Origin of the sequence: Rhodanobacter aciditrophus (genome assembly GCF_050026795.1) — a bacterium.
In the GTDB taxonomy this organism is placed as follows: domain Bacteria; phylum Pseudomonadota; class Gammaproteobacteria; order Xanthomonadales; family Rhodanobacteraceae; genus Rhodanobacter_A.
Map to the genome: position 1 here is coordinate 145217 of NZ_JALBWP010000009.1, position 17853 is coordinate 163069.

General features: G+C 70.2%; 18 protein-coding genes. 7 read left to right on the plus strand and 11 right to left on the minus strand.

What is annotated here, in order from left to right:
* The first annotated feature begins 21 nt into the window (after window positions 1–21).
* The 3 genes from pgl to ACQGNW_RS03780 all read left to right on the plus strand — a co-directional run bounded on the left by pgl (window position 22) and on the right by ACQGNW_RS03780 (window position 3660).
* Window positions 22–726, plus strand: a complete 705-nt coding sequence (gene pgl / locus ACQGNW_RS03770) for a 6-phosphogluconolactonase (protein WP_426661777.1) — start codon at window positions 22–24, stop codon at window positions 724–726.
* Between the two features lie 340 nt (window positions 727–1066).
* Window positions 1067–2911, plus strand: coding sequence for a phosphogluconate dehydratase (edd, locus tag ACQGNW_RS03775; protein WP_426661779.1), 1845 nt, complete (start codon window positions 1067–1069; stop codon window positions 2909–2911).
* Window positions 2912–3003: 92 nt separating this feature from the next.
* Window positions 3004–3660 (plus strand): bifunctional 4-hydroxy-2-oxoglutarate aldolase/2-dehydro-3-deoxy-phosphogluconate aldolase, encoded by a 657-nt coding sequence (locus ACQGNW_RS03780; protein WP_426661781.1) that lies wholly within the window; start codon window positions 3004–3006, stop codon window positions 3658–3660.
* A gap of 1 nt (window position 3661) precedes the next feature.
* Here ACQGNW_RS03780 and ACQGNW_RS03785 read toward each other — a convergent pair whose 3' ends face one another.
* Both ACQGNW_RS03785 and ACQGNW_RS03790 read right to left on the minus strand, forming a co-directional pair.
* On the minus strand, window positions 3662–4126 hold the full coding sequence (locus ACQGNW_RS03785) for a GNAT family N-acetyltransferase (RefSeq protein ID WP_426661782.1): 465 nt from the start codon (window positions 4124–4126) through the stop codon (window positions 3662–3664).
* A 9-nt stretch (window positions 4127–4135) separates the two neighbouring features.
* Window positions 4136–4528, minus strand: a complete 393-nt coding sequence (locus ACQGNW_RS03790) for a rhodanese-like domain-containing protein (protein ID WP_426661784.1) — start codon at window positions 4526–4528, stop codon at window positions 4136–4138.
* Window positions 4529–4611: 83 nt separating this feature from the next.
* Between ACQGNW_RS03790 and ftrA the strand changes: the two genes are divergently transcribed.
* Window positions 4612–5607, plus strand: coding sequence for a transcriptional regulator FtrA (ftrA, locus tag ACQGNW_RS03795; RefSeq protein ID WP_426661786.1), 996 nt, complete (start codon window positions 4612–4614; stop codon window positions 5605–5607).
* A gap of 63 nt (window positions 5608–5670) precedes the next feature.
* Here ftrA and ACQGNW_RS03800 read toward each other — a convergent pair whose 3' ends face one another.
* From ACQGNW_RS03800 to ACQGNW_RS03825, 6 genes are all read right to left on the minus strand, one after another.
* Window positions 5671–6546, minus strand: a complete 876-nt coding sequence (locus tag ACQGNW_RS03800) for a PhzF family phenazine biosynthesis protein (RefSeq protein WP_426661788.1) — start codon at window positions 6544–6546, stop codon at window positions 5671–5673.
* A gap of 93 nt (window positions 6547–6639) precedes the next feature.
* Window positions 6640–7926: an MFS transporter gene (locus tag ACQGNW_RS03805; protein ID WP_426661789.1), complete on the minus strand. Its 1287-nt coding sequence runs from the start codon at window positions 7924–7926 to the stop codon at window positions 6640–6642.
* A 48-nt stretch (window positions 7927–7974) separates the two neighbouring features.
* Entirely contained in the window at window positions 7975–8565 is a 591-nt protein-coding gene (locus tag ACQGNW_RS03810; RefSeq protein WP_426661791.1) for a DUF2239 family protein, read from the minus strand.
* A 215-nt stretch (window positions 8566–8780) separates the two neighbouring features.
* Complete coding sequence (locus ACQGNW_RS03815; RefSeq protein WP_426661792.1) at window positions 8781–9224, minus strand: hypothetical protein; 444 nt, start codon at window positions 9222–9224, stop codon at window positions 8781–8783.
* Window positions 9225–9471: 247 nt separating this feature from the next.
* Window positions 9472–9783, minus strand: coding sequence for a DUF1272 domain-containing protein (locus ACQGNW_RS03820; RefSeq protein ID WP_426662023.1), 312 nt, complete (start codon window positions 9781–9783; stop codon window positions 9472–9474).
* Window positions 9784–9798: 15 nt separating this feature from the next.
* Window positions 9799–10311: a GNAT family N-acetyltransferase gene (locus ACQGNW_RS03825; RefSeq protein WP_426661793.1), complete on the minus strand. Its 513-nt coding sequence runs from the start codon at window positions 10309–10311 to the stop codon at window positions 9799–9801.
* 122 nt (window positions 10312–10433) lie between these two features.
* Between ACQGNW_RS03825 and ACQGNW_RS03830 the strand changes: the two genes are divergently transcribed.
* From ACQGNW_RS03830 to ACQGNW_RS03840, 3 genes are all read left to right on the plus strand, one after another.
* Entirely contained in the window at window positions 10434–11291 is an 858-nt protein-coding gene (locus tag ACQGNW_RS03830; protein WP_426661794.1) for an EamA family transporter, read from the plus strand.
* Window positions 11292–11413: 122 nt separating this feature from the next.
* Entirely contained in the window at window positions 11414–13018 is a 1605-nt protein-coding gene (locus tag ACQGNW_RS03835; RefSeq protein WP_426661795.1) for a S10 family peptidase, read from the plus strand.
* A 59-nt stretch (window positions 13019–13077) separates the two neighbouring features.
* Window positions 13078–13449, plus strand: coding sequence for a nuclear transport factor 2 family protein (locus ACQGNW_RS03840; RefSeq protein ID WP_426661796.1), 372 nt, complete (start codon window positions 13078–13080; stop codon window positions 13447–13449).
* Window positions 13450–13940: 491 nt separating this feature from the next.
* Here ACQGNW_RS03840 and ACQGNW_RS03845 read toward each other — a convergent pair whose 3' ends face one another.
* From ACQGNW_RS03845 to ACQGNW_RS03855, 3 genes are all read right to left on the minus strand, one after another.
* Complete coding sequence (locus ACQGNW_RS03845) at window positions 13941–14699, minus strand: hypothetical protein (RefSeq protein WP_426661797.1); 759 nt, start codon at window positions 14697–14699, stop codon at window positions 13941–13943.
* A 637-nt stretch (window positions 14700–15336) separates the two neighbouring features.
* The gene (locus ACQGNW_RS03850) at window positions 15337–16386 is read right to left on the minus strand and encodes a LacI family DNA-binding transcriptional regulator (protein ID WP_426661798.1); all 1050 of its coding nucleotides are present in this window, start codon (window positions 16384–16386) and stop codon (window positions 15337–15339) included.
* Window positions 16387–16477: 91 nt separating this feature from the next.
* On the minus strand, window positions 16478–17764 hold the full coding sequence (locus tag ACQGNW_RS03855) for a sugar MFS transporter (RefSeq protein WP_426661799.1): 1287 nt from the start codon (window positions 17762–17764) through the stop codon (window positions 16478–16480).
* Window positions 17765–17853 lie beyond the last annotated feature (89 nt).

Consider the following 17853-nt stretch of genomic DNA (forward strand, 5'->3'; position numbering starts at 1 on the left):
ACGGATAAGCGGAACGACGCGATGTCGAACGTCACCACGCACAGCTTCACGAATTGCGGCGCCCAGGCCGTGGCGCTGGCCGAACGCGTCGCCGCGCAGCTGCGCGAGGCGATCGCGGCGCGCGGCCAGGCCGTGATCGCGGTCTCCGGCGGCAGCACGCCGAAGGATTTCTTCGCGCGGCTGTCGCGCGAGGCGCTGGACTGGGCGGCCGTCACCGTCACCCTGGTCGACGAACGCTGGGTGCCGGACAGCGACCCGCGTTCCAACGCGCGGCTGGTGGAAGCCACCCTGCTGCAGGGCGCCGCCTGCGCTGCCCGCTTCGTGCCGCTGTACACCGGCGCACCCACGCCGGAAGCGGGGCTCGCCGAGGCCGCGGCGCGCATCGCCGCGCTGCCCGCGCCGTTCGACGTGGCGGTGCTGGGCATGGGCGAGGACGGCCACACCGCCTCGTTCTTCCCCGGCGGCGACCGCCTGGCCGAGGCACTGGATCCACACGGCACGGCGAGGGTGCTGCCGATGCGGGCGCCGGGCGCCGGCGAGCCGCGCATCACGCTCACCCTGCCCGTGCTGCTCGCCGCCCGCGCGCTGTACCTGCTGGTGAGCGGCGAGAAGAAGCGCGACCTGCTGGCGGACGTACGGCTGGGCCTGGCCGATGCAAAGAATTACCCGGTGCGTTCGGTGGTGCAGCAGGATCGCGTGCCGCTGGCCGTTTACTGGTGCCCTTGAACGGAGCCACCGCGGCCCAGGGATGGGCCACACGTCGGGCAACGGCTTCATCGTTGCCCGACGGAGGCCAGACCGGCGCAGCCGGGCTGGCCGGGCCTTTCGAGTGCAGGATGGCACTCGCAAGGCATAGGTAAAGGTTTTTGCGTTTTCGCAGGCATTGGCGTCAGAGCCAGAGCGCCGTGCCTGGTGGTCAAAAAAGGGCTCCTGCCCTTTTTTGACTCGCCGGTACCGGGCGCAGCCCGGCACCGGCTCCGCCGAAGCAGGCGCTGTGCGCCTGCTTCGCGGCGGGCCGTCCATGGCCCGCTGCTCCGCTCCGCTTGTTGATTCCCGGAACCGTGTCATGAACCTGCACCCCATCCTCGCCGAAGTCACCGCCCGCATCGCTGCGCGCAGCCGCGCCAGCCGCACCGCCTACCTCGCACGGATCGATGCCGCGCGTGGCGAGGGCCCGCATCGCCGCCAGCTGTCCTGCGGCAACCTCGCGCACGGCTTCGCCGCCTGCGGCACGGATGACAAGGCGATGCTGCGCGCCGGCGCCGTGCCCAATCTCGGCGTCGTCACCGCGTACAACGACATGCTCTCGGCGCACCAGCCCTACGAGCGCTATCCCGAGCTGATCCGCCGCGCGGCACGCGAGGCCGGCGTCACCGCGCAGGTGGCAGGCGGCGTGCCGGCGATGTGCGACGGCATCACGCAGGGGCGCGCCGGCATGGAGCTCTCGCTGTTCTCGCGCGAGGTGATCGCGATGGCCACCGCGGTGGCGCTGTCGCACGACATGTTCGACGCCGCGCTGTTCCTCGGCATCTGCGACAAGATCGTGCCAGGCCTGATGATCGGCGCGCTGAGCTTCGGCCACCTGCCCGCGGTGTTCGTGCCGGCCGGGCCGATGCCCAGTGGCATCAGCAACGACGCGAAGACCGCGGTGCGCCAACGCCATGCCGAGGGCAAGGCCACGCGCGAGGAACTGCTGGAGGCCGAGGCGGCCTCCTACCACGCGCCCGGCACCTGCACCTTCTACGGCACCGCCAACTCCAACCAGATGCTGATGGAGATCATGGGCCTGCACCTGCCGGGCGCCAGCTTCGTCAACCCGAACACGCCGCTGCGCGACGCGCTCACCGAAGCCGCGGTGCGCCGCGCCGCGGAGCTCACCGCGCTGGGCGACGACTACACCCCGCTGGGCCGCATGTTCGACGAGCGCAGCGTGGTCAACGGCGTGATCGGCCTGCACGCCACCGGCGGCTCCACCAACCACCTGCTGCACCTGGTGGCGATGGCGCACGCCGCCGGCATCGTGCTGACGCTGGAGGATTTCGACGCGCTGTCCGGCGTGGTGCCGCTGATGGCGCGCGTGTACCCGAACGGTTCCGCCGACGTGAACCACTTCCACCAGGCCGGCGGCATGCCGTTCCTGATCGGCTCGCTGATCGACGCGGGCCTGCTGCACGGCGACGCGCACACGGTGTGGGGCAAGGGCCTCGACGCCTACCGCAGGATGCCGGCGCTGGACGCGAATGGCCAGCTGGCGTGGCACGAGGTGACCGCCAGCGGCAACCTCGACGTGCTGCGCCCGGCCACGGAGCCGTTCCGCGCCGACGGCGGCCTGCGGGTGCTCAAGGGCAACCTCGGCCGCGCCGTGATCAAGGCATCCTCGGTGCCGGGCGACCGCCTGGTGATCGAGGCGCCGGCGGTGATCTTCCACGACCAGGACGAGGTGAAGCAGGCCTTCGACCGCGGCGAGCTCAACCGCGATTTCGTCGCCGTGGTGCGTTTCCAGGGACCGAAGGCGATCGGCATGCCCGAGCTGCACAAGCTCACCCCCACGCTGGGCGTGCTGCAGGCGCGCGGGCACCGCGTGGCGCTGGTCACCGACGGGCGCATGTCCGGCGCTTCCGGCAAGATCCCGGCGGCGATACACGTCACCCCCGAGGCGATCGACGCGGGCCCGCTGGGCAAGCTGCGCGACGGCGACCTCGTCCGACTCGACGTCATCGCCGGCACGCTGGAGGCGAAAGTGGACGCCGCCGAGTGGGCCGCGCGCGAACAGGTGCACGCCGACCTTTCCGCGCACCACGTCGGCATGGGCCGCGAGCTGTTCGCGTCCCTGCGCAACGCGGTGGGCGCGGCCGACGCCGGCGCCACCATCTTCGCCAGGCGCGACCGCCACCACGCCGCCGACGCCTGAATCATCCCCTAGGAGCGCCTCAGCCGCGACCAGCCACGGAATCGCGGCTGAAGCCGCTCCTACCGCGCCAAACCCTTTCCCGCGAGCCTCCCATGACCCCACAAGACCACAAGCAGACCGTCCTCGCCGAGATCCTCGCCCTCGCCCCGGTGGTGCCGGTGGTGATCATCGACGAGCTGGCCCACGCGGTGCCGATGGCGCGCGCGCTGGTCGCCGGCGGCATCCGCAGCATCGAGGTGACGCTGCGCACGCCGGTGGCGCTGGAGGCGATCCGCGCCATCGCCGCCGAGGTGGAAGGCGCCGTGGTGGGCGTGGGCACCGTGCTCGACGGCGAGCAGCTTGAAGCGGCCCGCCAGGCCGGCGCGCGCTTCGCGGTGTCGCCGGGCGTCTCGCCGAAGCTGCTCGAGGCCGCCGACGCCAGTGCGCTGCCGCTGCTGCCCGGCGTGGCCACCGCGGGCGAGGCGATGACCCTGCTCGAACGCGGCTACCGGCACCTCAAACTGTTCCCCGCCGTGCCCGTGGGCGGCGCCAAGCTGCTCGGCGCCTGGGCCAGCCCGCTGCCGCAGATCCGCTTCTGCCCCACCGGCGGCATCAGCCTCGCCAGCGCGCCGGACTTCCTCGCCCTGCCCAACGTGGCCTGCGTGGGCGGCTCCTGGCTCACGCCGAAGGACAAGCTGCAGGCCGGCGACTGGGCCGGCATCGAGCAGCTGGCGCGCGAGGCGGCGGCGCTGCCACGGCGCCACGGCTGATTCAGTCCGCGGCCAGCGGCAGGACGTAGCGGCGCTTGCGCCGCTCGATCGCGCCGAGTCGGCGATAGAAACGCGCAGCATCCACGTTCCACGCCGGCGTCTGCCATTGCATCGTCGCGCAGCCCTGCCGCTCGCCGTAATCGCGGGCGGCCTGCCACAGCCGCAGGCCCACGCCCTGGCCGCGCCAGGCCTCGCGCACGTAGAGGCAATCCAGGTGCAGGAAGTGCGCCGCATCCAGCGTGGCGAAGTCCAGCGTGGCGGTGGCGTAACCCACGGCCTGCGCGCCGGCCTCGGCCACCCAGGCATGCAGTTTCGGCGGCACCGCATCCAGCGCCGCGACCAGCGTGTCACCCCGTCCGGGTGCGGCGCAGGGCAGGCGTTCGAAATCGGCATGCTCCACGCACAGCGGCAGCAGCAGGGCGAGATCCGCGCCGGCGGCGCGGCGCACGCGAAGGGGCGGTGTCATGGCCGGCGCTCAGCCGCGCTCCAGGCCGAAGCCCTCGTCGATCCAGCCGGTCAGGCCGCCGATCATCTCCTTCACCGGGCGATTCAGCCTGGCCAGCTTCACCGCGGCCTTGTTGGCGCCGTTGCAGTGCGGGCCGGCGCAATAGACCACGAACAAGGTGTCGGCCGGATAGTCGGCCAGGCGCTGCTCGGCGATCGTGCGCACCGGCATGTTGATCGCGCCGGGCACGTGGCCGGCGGCGTAGAGGGTCGGCGTGCGCACGTCGAGCAGCACGAAGTCCCTGGCCTCGTGCTGGCTGGCGTACCACACGTCGGCGCAGTCGGTCTCGAAGCCCAGGCGGGCCTGGAAGTGCGCCAGCGCCTCGGTGCTGGCAGCGGCGGGGGTATGGCTGACGACGCTCATCGCTCGACTCCTGGTGGGGTGGAAGACCGGACCAGTGTCCCGTTTTGCGAACGGCGCCGACATTGGCGAGAATGCCACTTACCATGAAAAAGCCGCCAAGCAGCGCCGCGCGCACCGAAGGGCCATCCAACCGCAGGGTGGCGGTGCTGGTCTACGACGGCCTGTGCAGCTTCGAGTTCGGCGTCGCGGTGGAGATGTTCGGCCTGGCGCGGCCGGAACTGCCGGCGTGGTATGGCTTCGAGCTGTGCGCGGTCGAGCGCGGCCCGCTGCGTGCGACGGGCGGGCTGCAGGTGCGCGCGGAGCAGGGGCTGGAAGCACTGGCCCGGGCCGGCACGGTGATCGTGCCGGGCTGGCGCGGCGTGGACGCGCCGGTGCCGCCGGCGCTGGTCGACGCCCTGCACCGGGCGCATGCGCGCGGGGCGCGGCTGGTGTCGTTCTGTTCGGGCGTGTTCGTGCTGGCGGCCACCGGACTGCTCGACGGCCGCCGCGCCACCACGCACTGGCGCTATGCCGGGGCGCTCGCCGCGCGGCACCCGCGCATCCGGGTGGAGCCGGACGTGCTGTACGTGGACGAGGGTTCCCTGCTCACCTCGGCCGGCAGCGCGGCGGCGCTGGATCTCTCCCTGCACCTGATCCGCCGCGACTGGGGCCCGCACGCGGCCAATCGCGTGGCGCAGCGTGCCGTGGTGCCGGCGCACCGCGATGGCGGCCAGGCGCAGTTCATCCCCTCGCCGCTGCCCGCACACGGCGAGCCGTTCGGCAAGCTGCTGGAGTGGATGCGTCGCCATCTGGACCGGCCGCTGCCGCTGGCCGAACTGGCCGCGCGCGCCAAGGCCAGCGAGCGCACGCTGCTGCGCCGCTTTGCCGAGGCCACCGGCAGCACGCCCCGCCAATGGCTGATCGAGGAACGACTGGGCCGCGCCCGCGAGCTGCTCGAGGGCAGTTCGCTGTCGGTGGAGCAGATCGCCGACCGCTGCGGCTACGCCAGCGCCGATACGCTCCGCCACCATTTCCGGCGTGCGCTGAAGCTCAGCCCGGCGCGCTATCGCGAACGCTTCAGCCGCCAACAGGCGGGTTGAGCGTGCCCCGACCGCGGCCGGCACGCGCAGCGACGAGGCGGCGTCGCGCGGCACCCGTCGCGCTCAGGAGCAGCGGAAGCGGCCCTCGACCACCGTGACGCAAGCGCCGCCGATCCAGATGCGGCCGTCGCTGTCGTGCTCGATCGCCACGCGGCCGTCGCGCTGCAGCGCCGTGCCCTGGCGCACCGTGTAGCCCGCCGCGGGACGTTTTCCCTGCGCCTCCAGCAGGCCGGCCAGCGCGGCATTGGCGCTGCCGGTGACCGGATCCTCGCCGAAGCCGAAGTCGCCGCCGGTCATCAGGCAGCGCATCTCGAAGTCGGCCGGGCCATCGGCGCCGTGCGGCCCGTAGATGGCCACGCCGCCGGTTCCCGCCGCGCGGGTCACCGCGGCCAGCGCGGCATCGTCGGGCCGCACGGCGAGGCAGTCGGCGGCCGTCTTCATGCGCACCAGCAACCACGGGGCGCCGTTGTCGACCGTGCACGGGGCGGTATCGTGGTCGATGGCGCCGCTGCCCAGCGCACGCCCCAGCAAGCCCCGCTGTTCCGCCGGCAGCGGCACGATGCGCGCCGGCGGCGCGGCAAAAGCCCAGCGACCGGGCGCGCGCTCGGTCAGCTCCACCAGGCCTACGCCGCATTGCTGGATCAGCCGTCCTGGCCGGCGCGGCCGGTAGCCGCTTTCGCGCAGGGCATGCGCGGTGCCCAGGGTCGGGTGCCCGGCAAACGGCAATTCGCCGGCGGTGGTGAAGATGCGCACGCGGTAGTCCGCGTCCGGATGGTCCGGCGCCAGCAGGAAGGTGGTCTCGGACAGGTTGGTCCAGCGCGCGATGGCCTGCATCTGTGCGGTGTCGAGGCCGTCGGCATCGAACACCACCGCCAGCGGGTTGCCCTTGAACGGTGCGGCGCTGAACACGTCGACCTGACGGAAGCGGACGGTGTGCATGGCATTCATCGGGCGGTGGGTCTCCTGGAACGCGTGTCTGCGGCACGGGGCCGGCTGCATGCTCGCACGAATCCGGCACCCGTCCCGTTGCAGTCAGCCTTCGGCCGGCGCGCGCAGCGGCGTGCCGATGCTGCGCAGCGCCGGGCTGACCATGCAGCCCAGCGCGACCGTCGTCAACGCCAGCCCCGCGCCCGCGAACAGCGCCGGCAGCGGGATCAGCTTCAGCAGGCTGCCGGCCACCGCCGCCGACAGCGGCCCCAGCCCCATGAAGGTGAACATCAGCAGGCTCATCGTGCGCCCCATCATCTCCGGCGCCACGCGATGCTGGATCCAGCTGACGACGGTGACTTGCGCGATGCCGCCCAGCAGGCCGGTGGTGGCGAGCAGCACGGCGCCGCCGAGCGTGGAGTGGTCGAAAGCCAGCGCCGCCAGCGCGAGGCCGGCGAGGCCGTCGATGCCCAGCACCATCGGGCCCAGCCGGTTGCGCACCAGTTTCGCGGCGAGGCCGGACAGCAGGCTGCCCACCAGCATGCCGCCGCCATTCGCGGTCATCAGGATGCCGAGCGAAGCGGCGCCGAGATCCAGCCGCGTGTCGGCCAGCACCGGCAGGCCGACCTGGATCGGGCCGCCCACGAACACCGAGACCACCGCTGCGTACATCACGAACGCACGCAACGGCAGGTCGGCCCACGCCGCACGGATGCCCGCACCGACGTTGGCCAGCACGCCGCCACCGGGCACGCACGGATGGCGATCGCCGTGGATGCGGATCAGCGCCAGCGAGGCCAGGGAGAACGCGAAGCTCAGCGCGTCGACCGCGAAGGCCAAGCCGAGCCCGGTGGCGTCGGCCATGCCCCGGTTACCGCCGTGCGCGCCCACGCTGATCAGCAGGCCGGCCAACGCCGGCCCCACCAGCATGCTCAGCTGGCGCATCGCCATGAACAGCGCGTTGGCCGCGCGCAGCTGCGGCGGCGCCACCAGCTGCGGCAGGATCGCCGACGCGGCCGGGTAGGCGAACGCGGTGGCGAGGCCGATGCCCAGCGCCAGCGCGTACACCAACCCCATGTGGATGGCGCCGCCCAGCACCAGCGCCGCCAGCAGGCTCACCAGCAGTGCGTTCACCGCGCGCGCCGCCAGCAGCACGCGGCGCGGCGACAGGCGGTCCACCACCGCGCCGCCGATCAGCATGAAGGCGGCGCGCGGCAGCGCCATCGTCGCCAGCACCAGGCCCAGTGCGGCAGGGCTGCCGGTGAGCTTGAGCACCAGCCAGGGCAGAGCGACCAGGGTGAACTGGTCGCCGATCGCGGACACGGTGCTGCCGCCGAACAGCAGGCGGAAATCGCGCCGCGCGAGCGACGAGGTGCCGGGAGCGGAAGGCATGGGAAATTCCTTTTGCAGATGGGGTCCGTGTCGTGCGGGTGCGCCGGCTCAGCCGGCTTCGGCCTGGGCGTCGCGGGCGATCGCGGCAAGGCGGCGGGCATGCTCGCGCACGTCCTTCGGCCAGCCGCGGGTGTGGCGGTTGAAGGCGTCGCGGTCGCCGCGCCACAGTGCGCGCGACGCCTCCTCGTAACCCGCGAGGTCGCCTCCGACCACGCGCATGAAGCGGTCGGCCGCCTCGCCGGCGAGCCGCGCGCGGTCCTTCGCGCTGCCGTTGCGGCGTGCGTCCTCCACCAGCTTGCGCAGCGTGGCCGAGGCGCCGCCCGGCTGGCTGTTCAGCCAGTACCAGTGGCGCGGCAGCAGGGTCACCTCGCGCGCCACCACGCCCAGCCGGGGACGCCCCGCCCCGCGCGGTGCGTCCCCGCCGGCGGCCGGCTGCAGGCGGGCCAGCACCTCGTCGGCGCGGCCGCGGAAATCCACCTCCATCATCTGGCCGGTGGCGTCGTCGAGGATCAGCGGCGTGTGCGTGGGGTGCCGGTCGAGCACGCGCTTCACCGCCAGCACCACCTCGGCAAGCGTGCCGGAGGCGATCAGCACGTGGCCGTCGAAGGCGGTGCAACTGGGGCTGTCGTGCGGGGTCATGGTTTGATCCGGGCCAAATGTTCTGGCTATTTTGCCCGGATCAAATTTGTTGTCAATAATACCCGGGCGAAATGACTGCCCACGGCCGGCATCGCGCGCGCCGCCCGACGCCATCGTTCCGCCGCGCAGGCCTGTCCGGCGCTTCCGCCTGGCCCGCGCCGGCCTGGCCGCCACGCGATGGCGGCGCGGGCGGCATGCGGATGCCGAACGGGCGTTCAGTGCGCGCCGACGTCCCGCCGCTGGCGGTAGAAGTTGTACATCGCGGCGCCCGGTTTCAGCGGGTCGGGACAGCCGTCACGCGCAGCCGTGGCGGCCCCCGGCTCGGCGTCGACGTGCCGCGCGATGCGCTCCCGCGTCGTCATCCCGCCCCTGCGATCGAGCTCGAGGCAGTGCGGATCGATGGCGCCGGTGCCCCTGCCGACGACCCGCATCACGCCGGCCAGGCCCTGCAGGCGCGGATCGGCCATGCGGAACACCGGCATGCCGCGTACCGGAGCGCCGCTGCCCGGCACGCGGACGTTCTGCCGCCCGTAGTCCGCGCCGGACAGTCGCCCGCCACCGGCGACATAGCCCGGCGGCGAGGTGGCGATCAGGCCGTCGATGGCATGCGCCGGGGCCGGCGGCGCCGCCGGGGTCGCCGGCCGGGTGGACAGCGCCACGGGTGGCGGCCGTCGCGCCGGCGGTGCGGCGTGCACCCGGCGCAGCGGCCGCGGTCGCGGTGCCGCGAGCGGCCTGGGCCGTGCCGGCAGCAGGCGGACGAGCAACGCGTGCGGCAATGCGGGGAGCGCTTGCGGAACCGGCGAATGCCATCGCGGCGGCGCGAGCAGGAAGGCGAGGAGGCCTACATGGATCAACAGCACTGCCGCCATCGTGGCGACGCGCGCCCAGCGCAGGCGTGTGCGAAGGTCATCCGGATTGCGCGTTGCCGTTGCCTTCCGTCCGCTCACGCTGCAAGTTCCATCCGGATCGTGTGGCGCCGCACGGCGCGCAGTCCCGGGAAGGACCGGCCTCGCGCCGGTTGGTTCCACTTCGGTGGCGGCGGCGCATCGGCAGCGCATCGGGAGGAATCCCGCGTGCGCGATCAGCGCCGTGTCGCGGGAGCTCCGCGCAGTCGCGACAGAACGTGCACTCACGGGAACAGGTCATCGCCGCGGTCGACTCCGGCGGCAGGGGCCGGTCACGGCGTTCGCGGGCGGGGCGCCGCTCGAACGTGCGGATACCGCCGGCGGAGCGTCAGTCGTCGAGGCGCAGCCACAGGTGTTCCTCGTCGTGGAACTCCCCGTCGATCCGCAGCGCCCGCGGCTGCACGCCCCAGCTCACGAAGCCCGCCGAGCGGTAGAGCGCCTTCGCCGCCACGTTCGACGCGCCGACACCGAGCCCGAGCTGGCGCACGCCCTCGATGGCGCGTGCATGCGCGATCGCCGCCTGCAGCAGGGCGCCGCCGAAGCCGCGGCGACGCTGCACCGGCGCCACGTACATGCCCGCCAGCTCGGCGCCGTGGCGCAGCTTCGGCCGTTGCGGATGGATCACCGCCACGAAACCGGCCAGCACGCCGCCGTCGAACACGCCGAGCATGCGCACGGAGCCGTCCGCGGCCGGCACGATGCGCGCCGCCACTTCGTCGAGGCTGCGGCCCGCCTCGTCCTCGGGGCTGGCGCTGAATGCGTGCGGGCTGTCGCGCAGCGCCTGCAAGCGCAGCGCCTGGTAGGCGGGGGCATCGTGGCGGTCGAGCAGCCGGATTTCCATGGAAGTCGCCTGCCGTTGCGTGGCGGAAAGTGGCGGACGGCCATGCTTTCATGCCGCGCGGCGCGCGGCAATCGACGGCACTGGCGTTAAGCTCGCCGTCCCTCCGGACCGGGAACCTCTCGATGATCTACGTACTGGCCAGCGCCGTCTGCAGCGTGCTGGTGTCGGTGTTGCTGAAGCTGGCGCGCCGCGTCGGGCTGGACATCGGCCAGGCGGTGGCATGGAACTACGTGGCGGCGCTCGCGCTCGCCGCGCTGCTGCTGCACCCGTCGATGCAGCCATGGCGACAGCCGGGCGCACCGTGGTTCGCGCTGGCCGGGCTGGGCGTGCTGCTGCCCACGATCTTCCTGGCGCTGGGCGCCTCGGTGCGGCATGCGGGCATCGTGCGCTCGGACGCGGCGCAGCGGCTGTCGCTGCTGCTCTCGCTGCTGGCGGCGTTCGTGCTGTTCGGCGAGAAGCTGGACGCCGCCAAGGCACTCGGCTGCGCACTGGGCCTCGTCGCGTTGTTCGGCATGGTGTGGCGGACCGGGCAGGGCCGCGGCGAAGGCGGTGCGGCGTCGTGGTGCTGGCCGCTGCTGGTGTTCGCCGGCTTCGGCACGATCGACGTGCTGTTCAAGCGCGTGGCCGCGGCGGGCGTGCCGCTGGGGACCTCGCTTGCGGCGATGTTCGCGCTGGCGTTGCCGGTGGCGTTCGCGCTGGCGGCCTGGCGTGCCGCGCGCGGCGGCACGCGCTTCACCCTGCGCAGCGCCTTGGGTGGCCTGCTGCTCGGTCTCTGCAACTTCGGCAACATCCTGTTCTACCTGCACGCACACCGCGCCCTGCCACGGCATCCGGCGCTGGTGTTCGCCAGCATGAACCTCGGCGTGGTGGTGCTGGGGGCGCTCACCGGCGTGCTGCTGTTCCACGAGCGGCTGAGCCGCATCAACCTCGCCGCCCTGCTGCTTGCGCTGCCGGCGGTCGCCCTGCTGGCCTGGGCCTGAGGCGAAAACAGGCTGGTGCGGGAGGGCAGTGACTTCCGGGGCATGCGGCGGCACGAGGGCGGTTCCTATGCTGCCTGCTTCCCGGGGCGCCGCGCGCCCCTGCCACATCGAGGATCCCGCCCATGCGCAAACTGCCCCTTGCCGCGGCCGTTGCCGCCCTGCTGCTCAGCACGGCCGTCGCCGCCGACACCGGTGGAAAGCACGAGAAGGAACAACCGGCAGATGCGCCCGACGCGGCCCTGGCGAAGCCGCAGTCGTCCACCAGCGAGGGCTCGGTGTCGGTGGAAGGCCACAGCATCAGCTACAAGGCGGTGGCGGGCACCCTGGTGCTGCACGGCACGGGCGACAAGGAACACGAGCCCACGGTGAGCATGTTCTACACCGCCTATTTCAAGAAGGGCGTGCCGGCGAAGCAGCGCCCGGTCACCTTCATCTACAACGGCGGCCCCGGCTCGGCCACGGTGTGGCTGCACATGGGCGCATTCGGGCCGAAGCGCGTGGTGACCGCCGACGACACCCATACGCCGGCCGCGCCGTACCAGCTGGTGAACAACGACTACAGCCTGCTCGACGCCTCCGACCTGGTGTTCATCGACGCGCCGGGCGCGGGCTTCAGCCGGCTGATCGCCGACGACAAGGATCCGGCCAAGCGTGCCAAGCAGATGAAGGAGCGCGAGAAGGCGATCTACGGCGTGGACGGCGACGGCCACGCGTTCGCCCAGTTCATCACCCAGTTCCTGTCGAAGTACGGCCGCTGGAATTCGCCGAAATACCTGTTCGGCGAGAGCTACGGCACCACCCGCTCGGCGGTGGTGGCCAACATCCTCACCAACGAGGACAGCGTGGACCTCAACGGCGTGATCCTGCTGTCGCAGATCCTCAGCTTCGACAACAGCATCGACGGCCCGGACACCAACCCCGGCGTGGACCAGCCCTACGAGCTGGCGCTGCCCACCTACGCAGCCACCGCGTGGTACCACCACCGTCTGCCCGCGCCACCGGCCGATCTGCAGACCCTGCTGGGCGAGGTGGAGCAGTTCGCCACCGGCGAATACGCACAGGCGTTGATGGCCGGCGACACGCTGGACGCCGCGCGCAAGCAGGCGGTCGCCGGGAAGCTGCACCAGTACACCGGCCTGCCGACGGCCTACTGGATCAAGGCCGACCTGCGCGTCTCGGGCGGCATGTTCGAGCACGAACTGCAGGCGAACGACGACACCACCACTGGCCGCCTCGACACCCGCTTCTCCGGTCCCTCGCTGGACCCGCTGGGCAAGGAATCGGAATACGACCCGCAGTCCTCGGCGATCAGCTCGGCCTACATCGCCGCGTTCAACGACTACGTGCGCAAGGACCTGAAGTTCGGCGACGGCCAGCGCTACCGCGAATACGCCGACATCCACCACTGGGACATGTCGCACAAGGCGCCGGGCAGCCACGAGGCGCTGCAGCAGTCCACCAACGTGATGCCGGACCTCGCGATGGCGATGAAGACCGATCCTAACCTCAAGGTCTTCCTCAACGGCGGCTACTACGACCTCGCCACGCCGTTCTACGCGGCGATCTACGAGATGAATCACCTGCCGATCCCGGATTCGCTGCGCAAGAACATCTCCTACGCGTGGTATCCCTCGGGCCACATGGTCTACGCGCACGAACCCTCGCTGAAGCAACTGCACGACAACGTGGCGCGCTTCATCGAGGGCACCGACAACGTCAGGCAATGAGGCTGACAGGTTCGGCCGGTGCGTGCTGAAATGCACGCCCCGCCAGCCGGATTCACCCCATGCGCGCCCTGGTCGACCGCTATATCGATGCCTACAACCGCATGGACGTAGCCGCCATGCTGGCAACGATGCAGGACGAGGTGGTGTTCGAGAACTACACCGCCGGCGTGCTCAGCATGCGCACGCTCGGCATCGCGGAGCTGCGCCACCTCGCCGAAAGCTCGCGCCACCTGTTCGCCATGCGCCGGCAGACCATCACCGCCTGGCGCGAGGACGGCGACCACGCCTATGCGGGTATCCATTTCGAGGGCGTCTTCGCGGTCGACCTGCCGAACGGCGTGCGCGCGGGGCAGTCGATCGCGCTGGAGGGGCGCAGCGAGTTTCGCCAGCATGACGGAAGGCTGATCTATATCGCTGACTACAGCGAGTGAGGGTGGGCGCGCACTTTCTCCCTCTCCCCACTTGGGCACGCGGGGAGGCGCCATGGATGGCGCCGGCTCTGAGGAGCGAGGAGAGGGTTAGGAGGGGTGGGTGCTCGCGCTGGACTGCCTATCTTGCTTTTCCCGCAAGCAACAAAGCAGTTTCGAGCGCCTGCCGGCGCCCGAGTTACTTCTCCTTTGCTTGTCCAAAGGAGAAGTAACCAAGAGGAAACGACACCCCGATGGCGCGCCCTCCAGGCATCCTGCCTTGCGGGTGCGCGGGTGGGCTGCGGGGTTTTTCGACGGCACTTCCTGTGCCGGCGAAAAACTGGCCGGCATCCCTGCCGGCCATCCTGCGGACTTTCCTCCACCCACCCGCCGCGCCATAGGGGCCCCGGGTAAAGCAGCGCGCTCCATGCGCGCACTCGGACGCAGCCGGTGTGCGGCTGCGAAAGCAGGAAGATTAATTGCCCCCGTCCCATTTACGTCGCTGGAGCGCAGGGTTAGGTCTTGGCCTGCCCATATTGCTTGCCCATTGCTGCCTCGAATCTCTTGCTGTGCGCGACCAGTTGGTCGAAGTGCTCTTGAGCCCCGAAAAGTTTCGCTGCGAATGCGTGCGAGCAGAGGCCGCGGTACATATAGTTCCAGAGGTCGTTCGCGTATTCAGTGATGCGCGGCGTGTTTAGCATCCCGCGCGTGTGGAAGTGCAGTGGCATTCCGCCGTACGTTTCCATGATGTGCGCAGAAGCACCGTGGATGAAACCCGAATAGGTCTGGCTAAGAACCTTCGTGACCTGTACCGCTCTGCTCGGGTCTAGGTCTTTGCCCTCAATCTTTGCGAGATAAGCGCGAATTTTCTGACGAGGGACCATATCTCGGCTTTGATGCGTGCCGGTGGGGTCGTTCGCGTCTCCAAACTCCTCGGCCCAAAAAGCGTCGAGATACCGCTGGTGTAACGGAGTAACTGTGTCGTGTGTCACCGCGTACACCAAAAAGAGGATGTCCTCGTTCGCTTCATCAATGACGCGCTGAAGCATCGCTTGCTGAGGGGTGTGGCCGTGTTCTAGGAGGACTAGCGCTGCGCGAAGCGTGCTTTGAACAAGCGCCAATTTGAGGACGACTGCATGGTGGATGTCCCGATCCTTGAAGCGGAACACCCAGCCGGGACCGTGTTTCACTCGAACCGGTTTCGGTAGGGCCGCAGCGAAATCTTGAAATGCTGCGTCCATGACCTCCAACATCTCGACGTACAACTGGTACATGCCAAGACCTAACTACATGTAGACCCCGGAATCGGGGTGTTGCACGTCATGCTGCGATGGGGCATCTACGGCGTCAAGCCGTTTTCTTTGTTGCTTCAAATGCCCGTGTCACAGAGTGGCCTGTGACTGGGCCGCACTTGCCGCGCTACACCCCGCAAATGAGTGCGTAACCGGTTACCGGGATGAATGTGAGGGCGTAACGGGTAGTCGTGCGGCGAACGCGCATGGGTTTGCAGAGGCGCCGTCGGGTGCAGTGGGCCATGCTCTTGATCCGGCTCTTCGAGCAGTGCGCGCAGGATGCGCGCCGCTTTTCCGGGGCCCCTGGGCGGCGGTGAGGCGGGGACGACCAGGCCGCGCAGCGGGCATCGCCAAGGATGGCGATGCCTTTTCGACCGGGCAGGAGCCCGGCCGAAAAGCCCGGCACCGGCTCACGGACTTTCCGTCCATGGATGGACGGAAAGCGCCAACCGGGGTGGCCTTCTCTTTTGGTTACTTTTCTCTTGGCCACGCAAGAGAAAAGTAACTCGGGCGCCGGCAGGCGCACGAAACTGCTTTGAAACTGGTGAATACGCGAGAGCAAAAGCCCCTCTCCCCACCCCTCTCCCACAAGTGGGAGAGGGGAAAAACAGCGAGCGTGTCAGCGCTTCGCCGGCGCGCCGCGCAGCGGCGCCGTGGAACCGCGCACCACCAGTTCCGGGCTGAAGCCTTCGTTGCCTTCCAGCGGCGGCTCGCCGTTGGCTGCGCGCTGCAGGTTGCCGATCAGCCGCTGCGCGGCGTGGCGGGCGATCTCCTCGGTGGCTTGGCGCGCGGTGGTGAGCGCGGGCCAGGACTGCTTGGAGAACGGGCTGTCCTCGAAACCGGCGATGGAGAGCTCCCACGGCACGCTGATGCCGCTGGAATGCGCGGCGGCGAGCACGCCGGCGGCGATCTCGTCGTTGGAGCCGAAGATCGCGGTAGGCCGGTCCTTCAGCGCCAGCAGCTTACGTGCGCCGCGGAAACCGTCGTCGAAGGAGTAGTCGCCGGGCAGGATCAGCTTGCGGTCCAGCGGTATGCCGTAGTCCTTCAGCGCATCCTCGTAACCCTGGTAGCGCTCGGGACTGGAACGGTGGTCGCGACCGCCCCACAGGAAACCGATGCGGGTGTGGCCGAGCTGGATCAGGTGTTCGGTGATCGCGTACGCGGCGTCGCGGTCGTCCACGTAGACGCAGGGGTAACCGTCCTGCGGGTCCTGTCGCGCGGAGATGATGCGCATGAACGGGACTTTCGCCGCCGCCAGCTTGCGGATCAGTTCCGGCTGCTCGGACATCGGCGGCGCCAGCACCAGGCCAGCCAGCCGCGCATGCGCGGCCAGCGCGACCAGCTCCTCGGCCAGTCGCGGCGAGGTGGAGTCGCAGGGATGGATCTGCAGGCCGTAACCGTTGGCGCGGCACGCCGCCAGCACACCGCTCTGCATGCTGATGATGTAGTGCGGGTTGGGGTTGTCGTAGACCAGCCCCACCGCGTAGGCGCGCGTGCTGCGCAGGCTGCGCGCGGAAGGGTCGGGCCGGTAGCCCAGCGCATCGATCGCCCGCTGCACCTTCTCCCGCGTGCGCGCATGCACCGAGGGTTCGTTGTTGATGACCCGCGAGACCGTCTTCAGCGAGACGCCGGCCTGCTCGGCTACATCCTTGATGGTGGCGCTGCGCAAGCTGTGGAACCTCGGATTCCGATGGATGGGGCGGCGGCGGGCCACCGTGGCGTGCAGTCTAGCCGACGCCGCCGCGATGGCCGCATGGCGTTCAGCCCGCCACGTGCTGGCCTACGCGGTGGCCGCGCAAGCCGTAGTAGAGGATGTACAGGTAGCACGGCACCATCAGCAGCACGAAGGCGAGCTGGAAGTCGATGACCTCTTTCAGGTGCACGAAGGCCTGCGGCACCAGCGCGCCGCCCACGATGCCCATGATCAGGTAGGCCGAGCCCACCTCGGTGTGGCTGCCCAGGCCCTTGATCGCCAGCGGGAAGATCGCCGGCCACATCATCGCGTTGGCGAAGCCGAGCGCCGCGACGAACGTCACCGACGCATAGCCGGTGGTCGCGTAGGCACCGATCGCGAACAGCACGCCGAGCATCGCCGACACCGCGAGATAGCGCTGCTGCGAGACGAAGCGCGGGATCAGCACCAGGCCCACCAGGTAGCCGGTCAGCATCGCGAACATGGTGTACGCCGTGAAGTGCTTGGTGGCGTCCAGCGGCAGGCCCAGGCCCTGGCCGTAGATGCCGATCGCGTCGCCCGCCATCACCTCCACGCCCACGTACAGGAACAGGCACAGCACGCCCAGCCACAGGTGCGGAAAGCTGAAGACGCTGCGGCCGGTATGGCCGATCGCGTGCTCGTCGTTCGCCCCGGCGGGCTTGATCTCCGGCAGCGAGGAACGCACCACCCACACCGCCAGAAGCACCAGCAGCGCGGCCATGGTCAGGTACGGCCAGTACACCCGGGCCGCGAAGCTGTTGAGCAGGGCATCGTGCGCCGCCTGGCTGGGTGCCGCCTTCACCTGCTGCGCGAAGGTGTCGAGGCCGCTGAGCACCAGCCAGCCGAACACGAACGGCGCCGCCGCGCCCGCCAGCTTGTTGCAGATGCCCATGGCGGCGATGCGCTGCGCCGCGCTTTCGATTGGCCCCAGGATGCTGATGTAGGGATTCGACGCCGTCTGCAGCAGCGACAGTCCCGCGCCGATCACGAACAGGCCCACCAGCGCGCCGGGATAGACGCGCAGGTCGATGAACTCGGCGAACAGCACCGCGCCGATGGCCATCACGAACAGGCCCAGCCCCATGCCGCGCTTCATGCCGGTGCGCTTGAGGATCGCCGCCGAAGGCAGCGCCAGCACGAAGTAGGACAGGTAGAACGCTACCGGGATCAGGAATGCGCTGACATCGTCGAGCTTGAAGGCGAGCTTCACGAAGATCGTCAGCGGCCCGTTGAGCCACGTGAAGAAACCCATGATGAAGAACAACACGCCGATGGTGATCATCGGCCCGATGTAGGAACGTTCGGACGGCGCCGCCGCCACAGTGCTTGCCATGAAGACTCTCCCCGGGTGACGCCGCAGACGACCGCGAGCATAGCGGCACGGGCGGCCGCCGAAGCACCTTTATTGGCCGCAAAGTACAA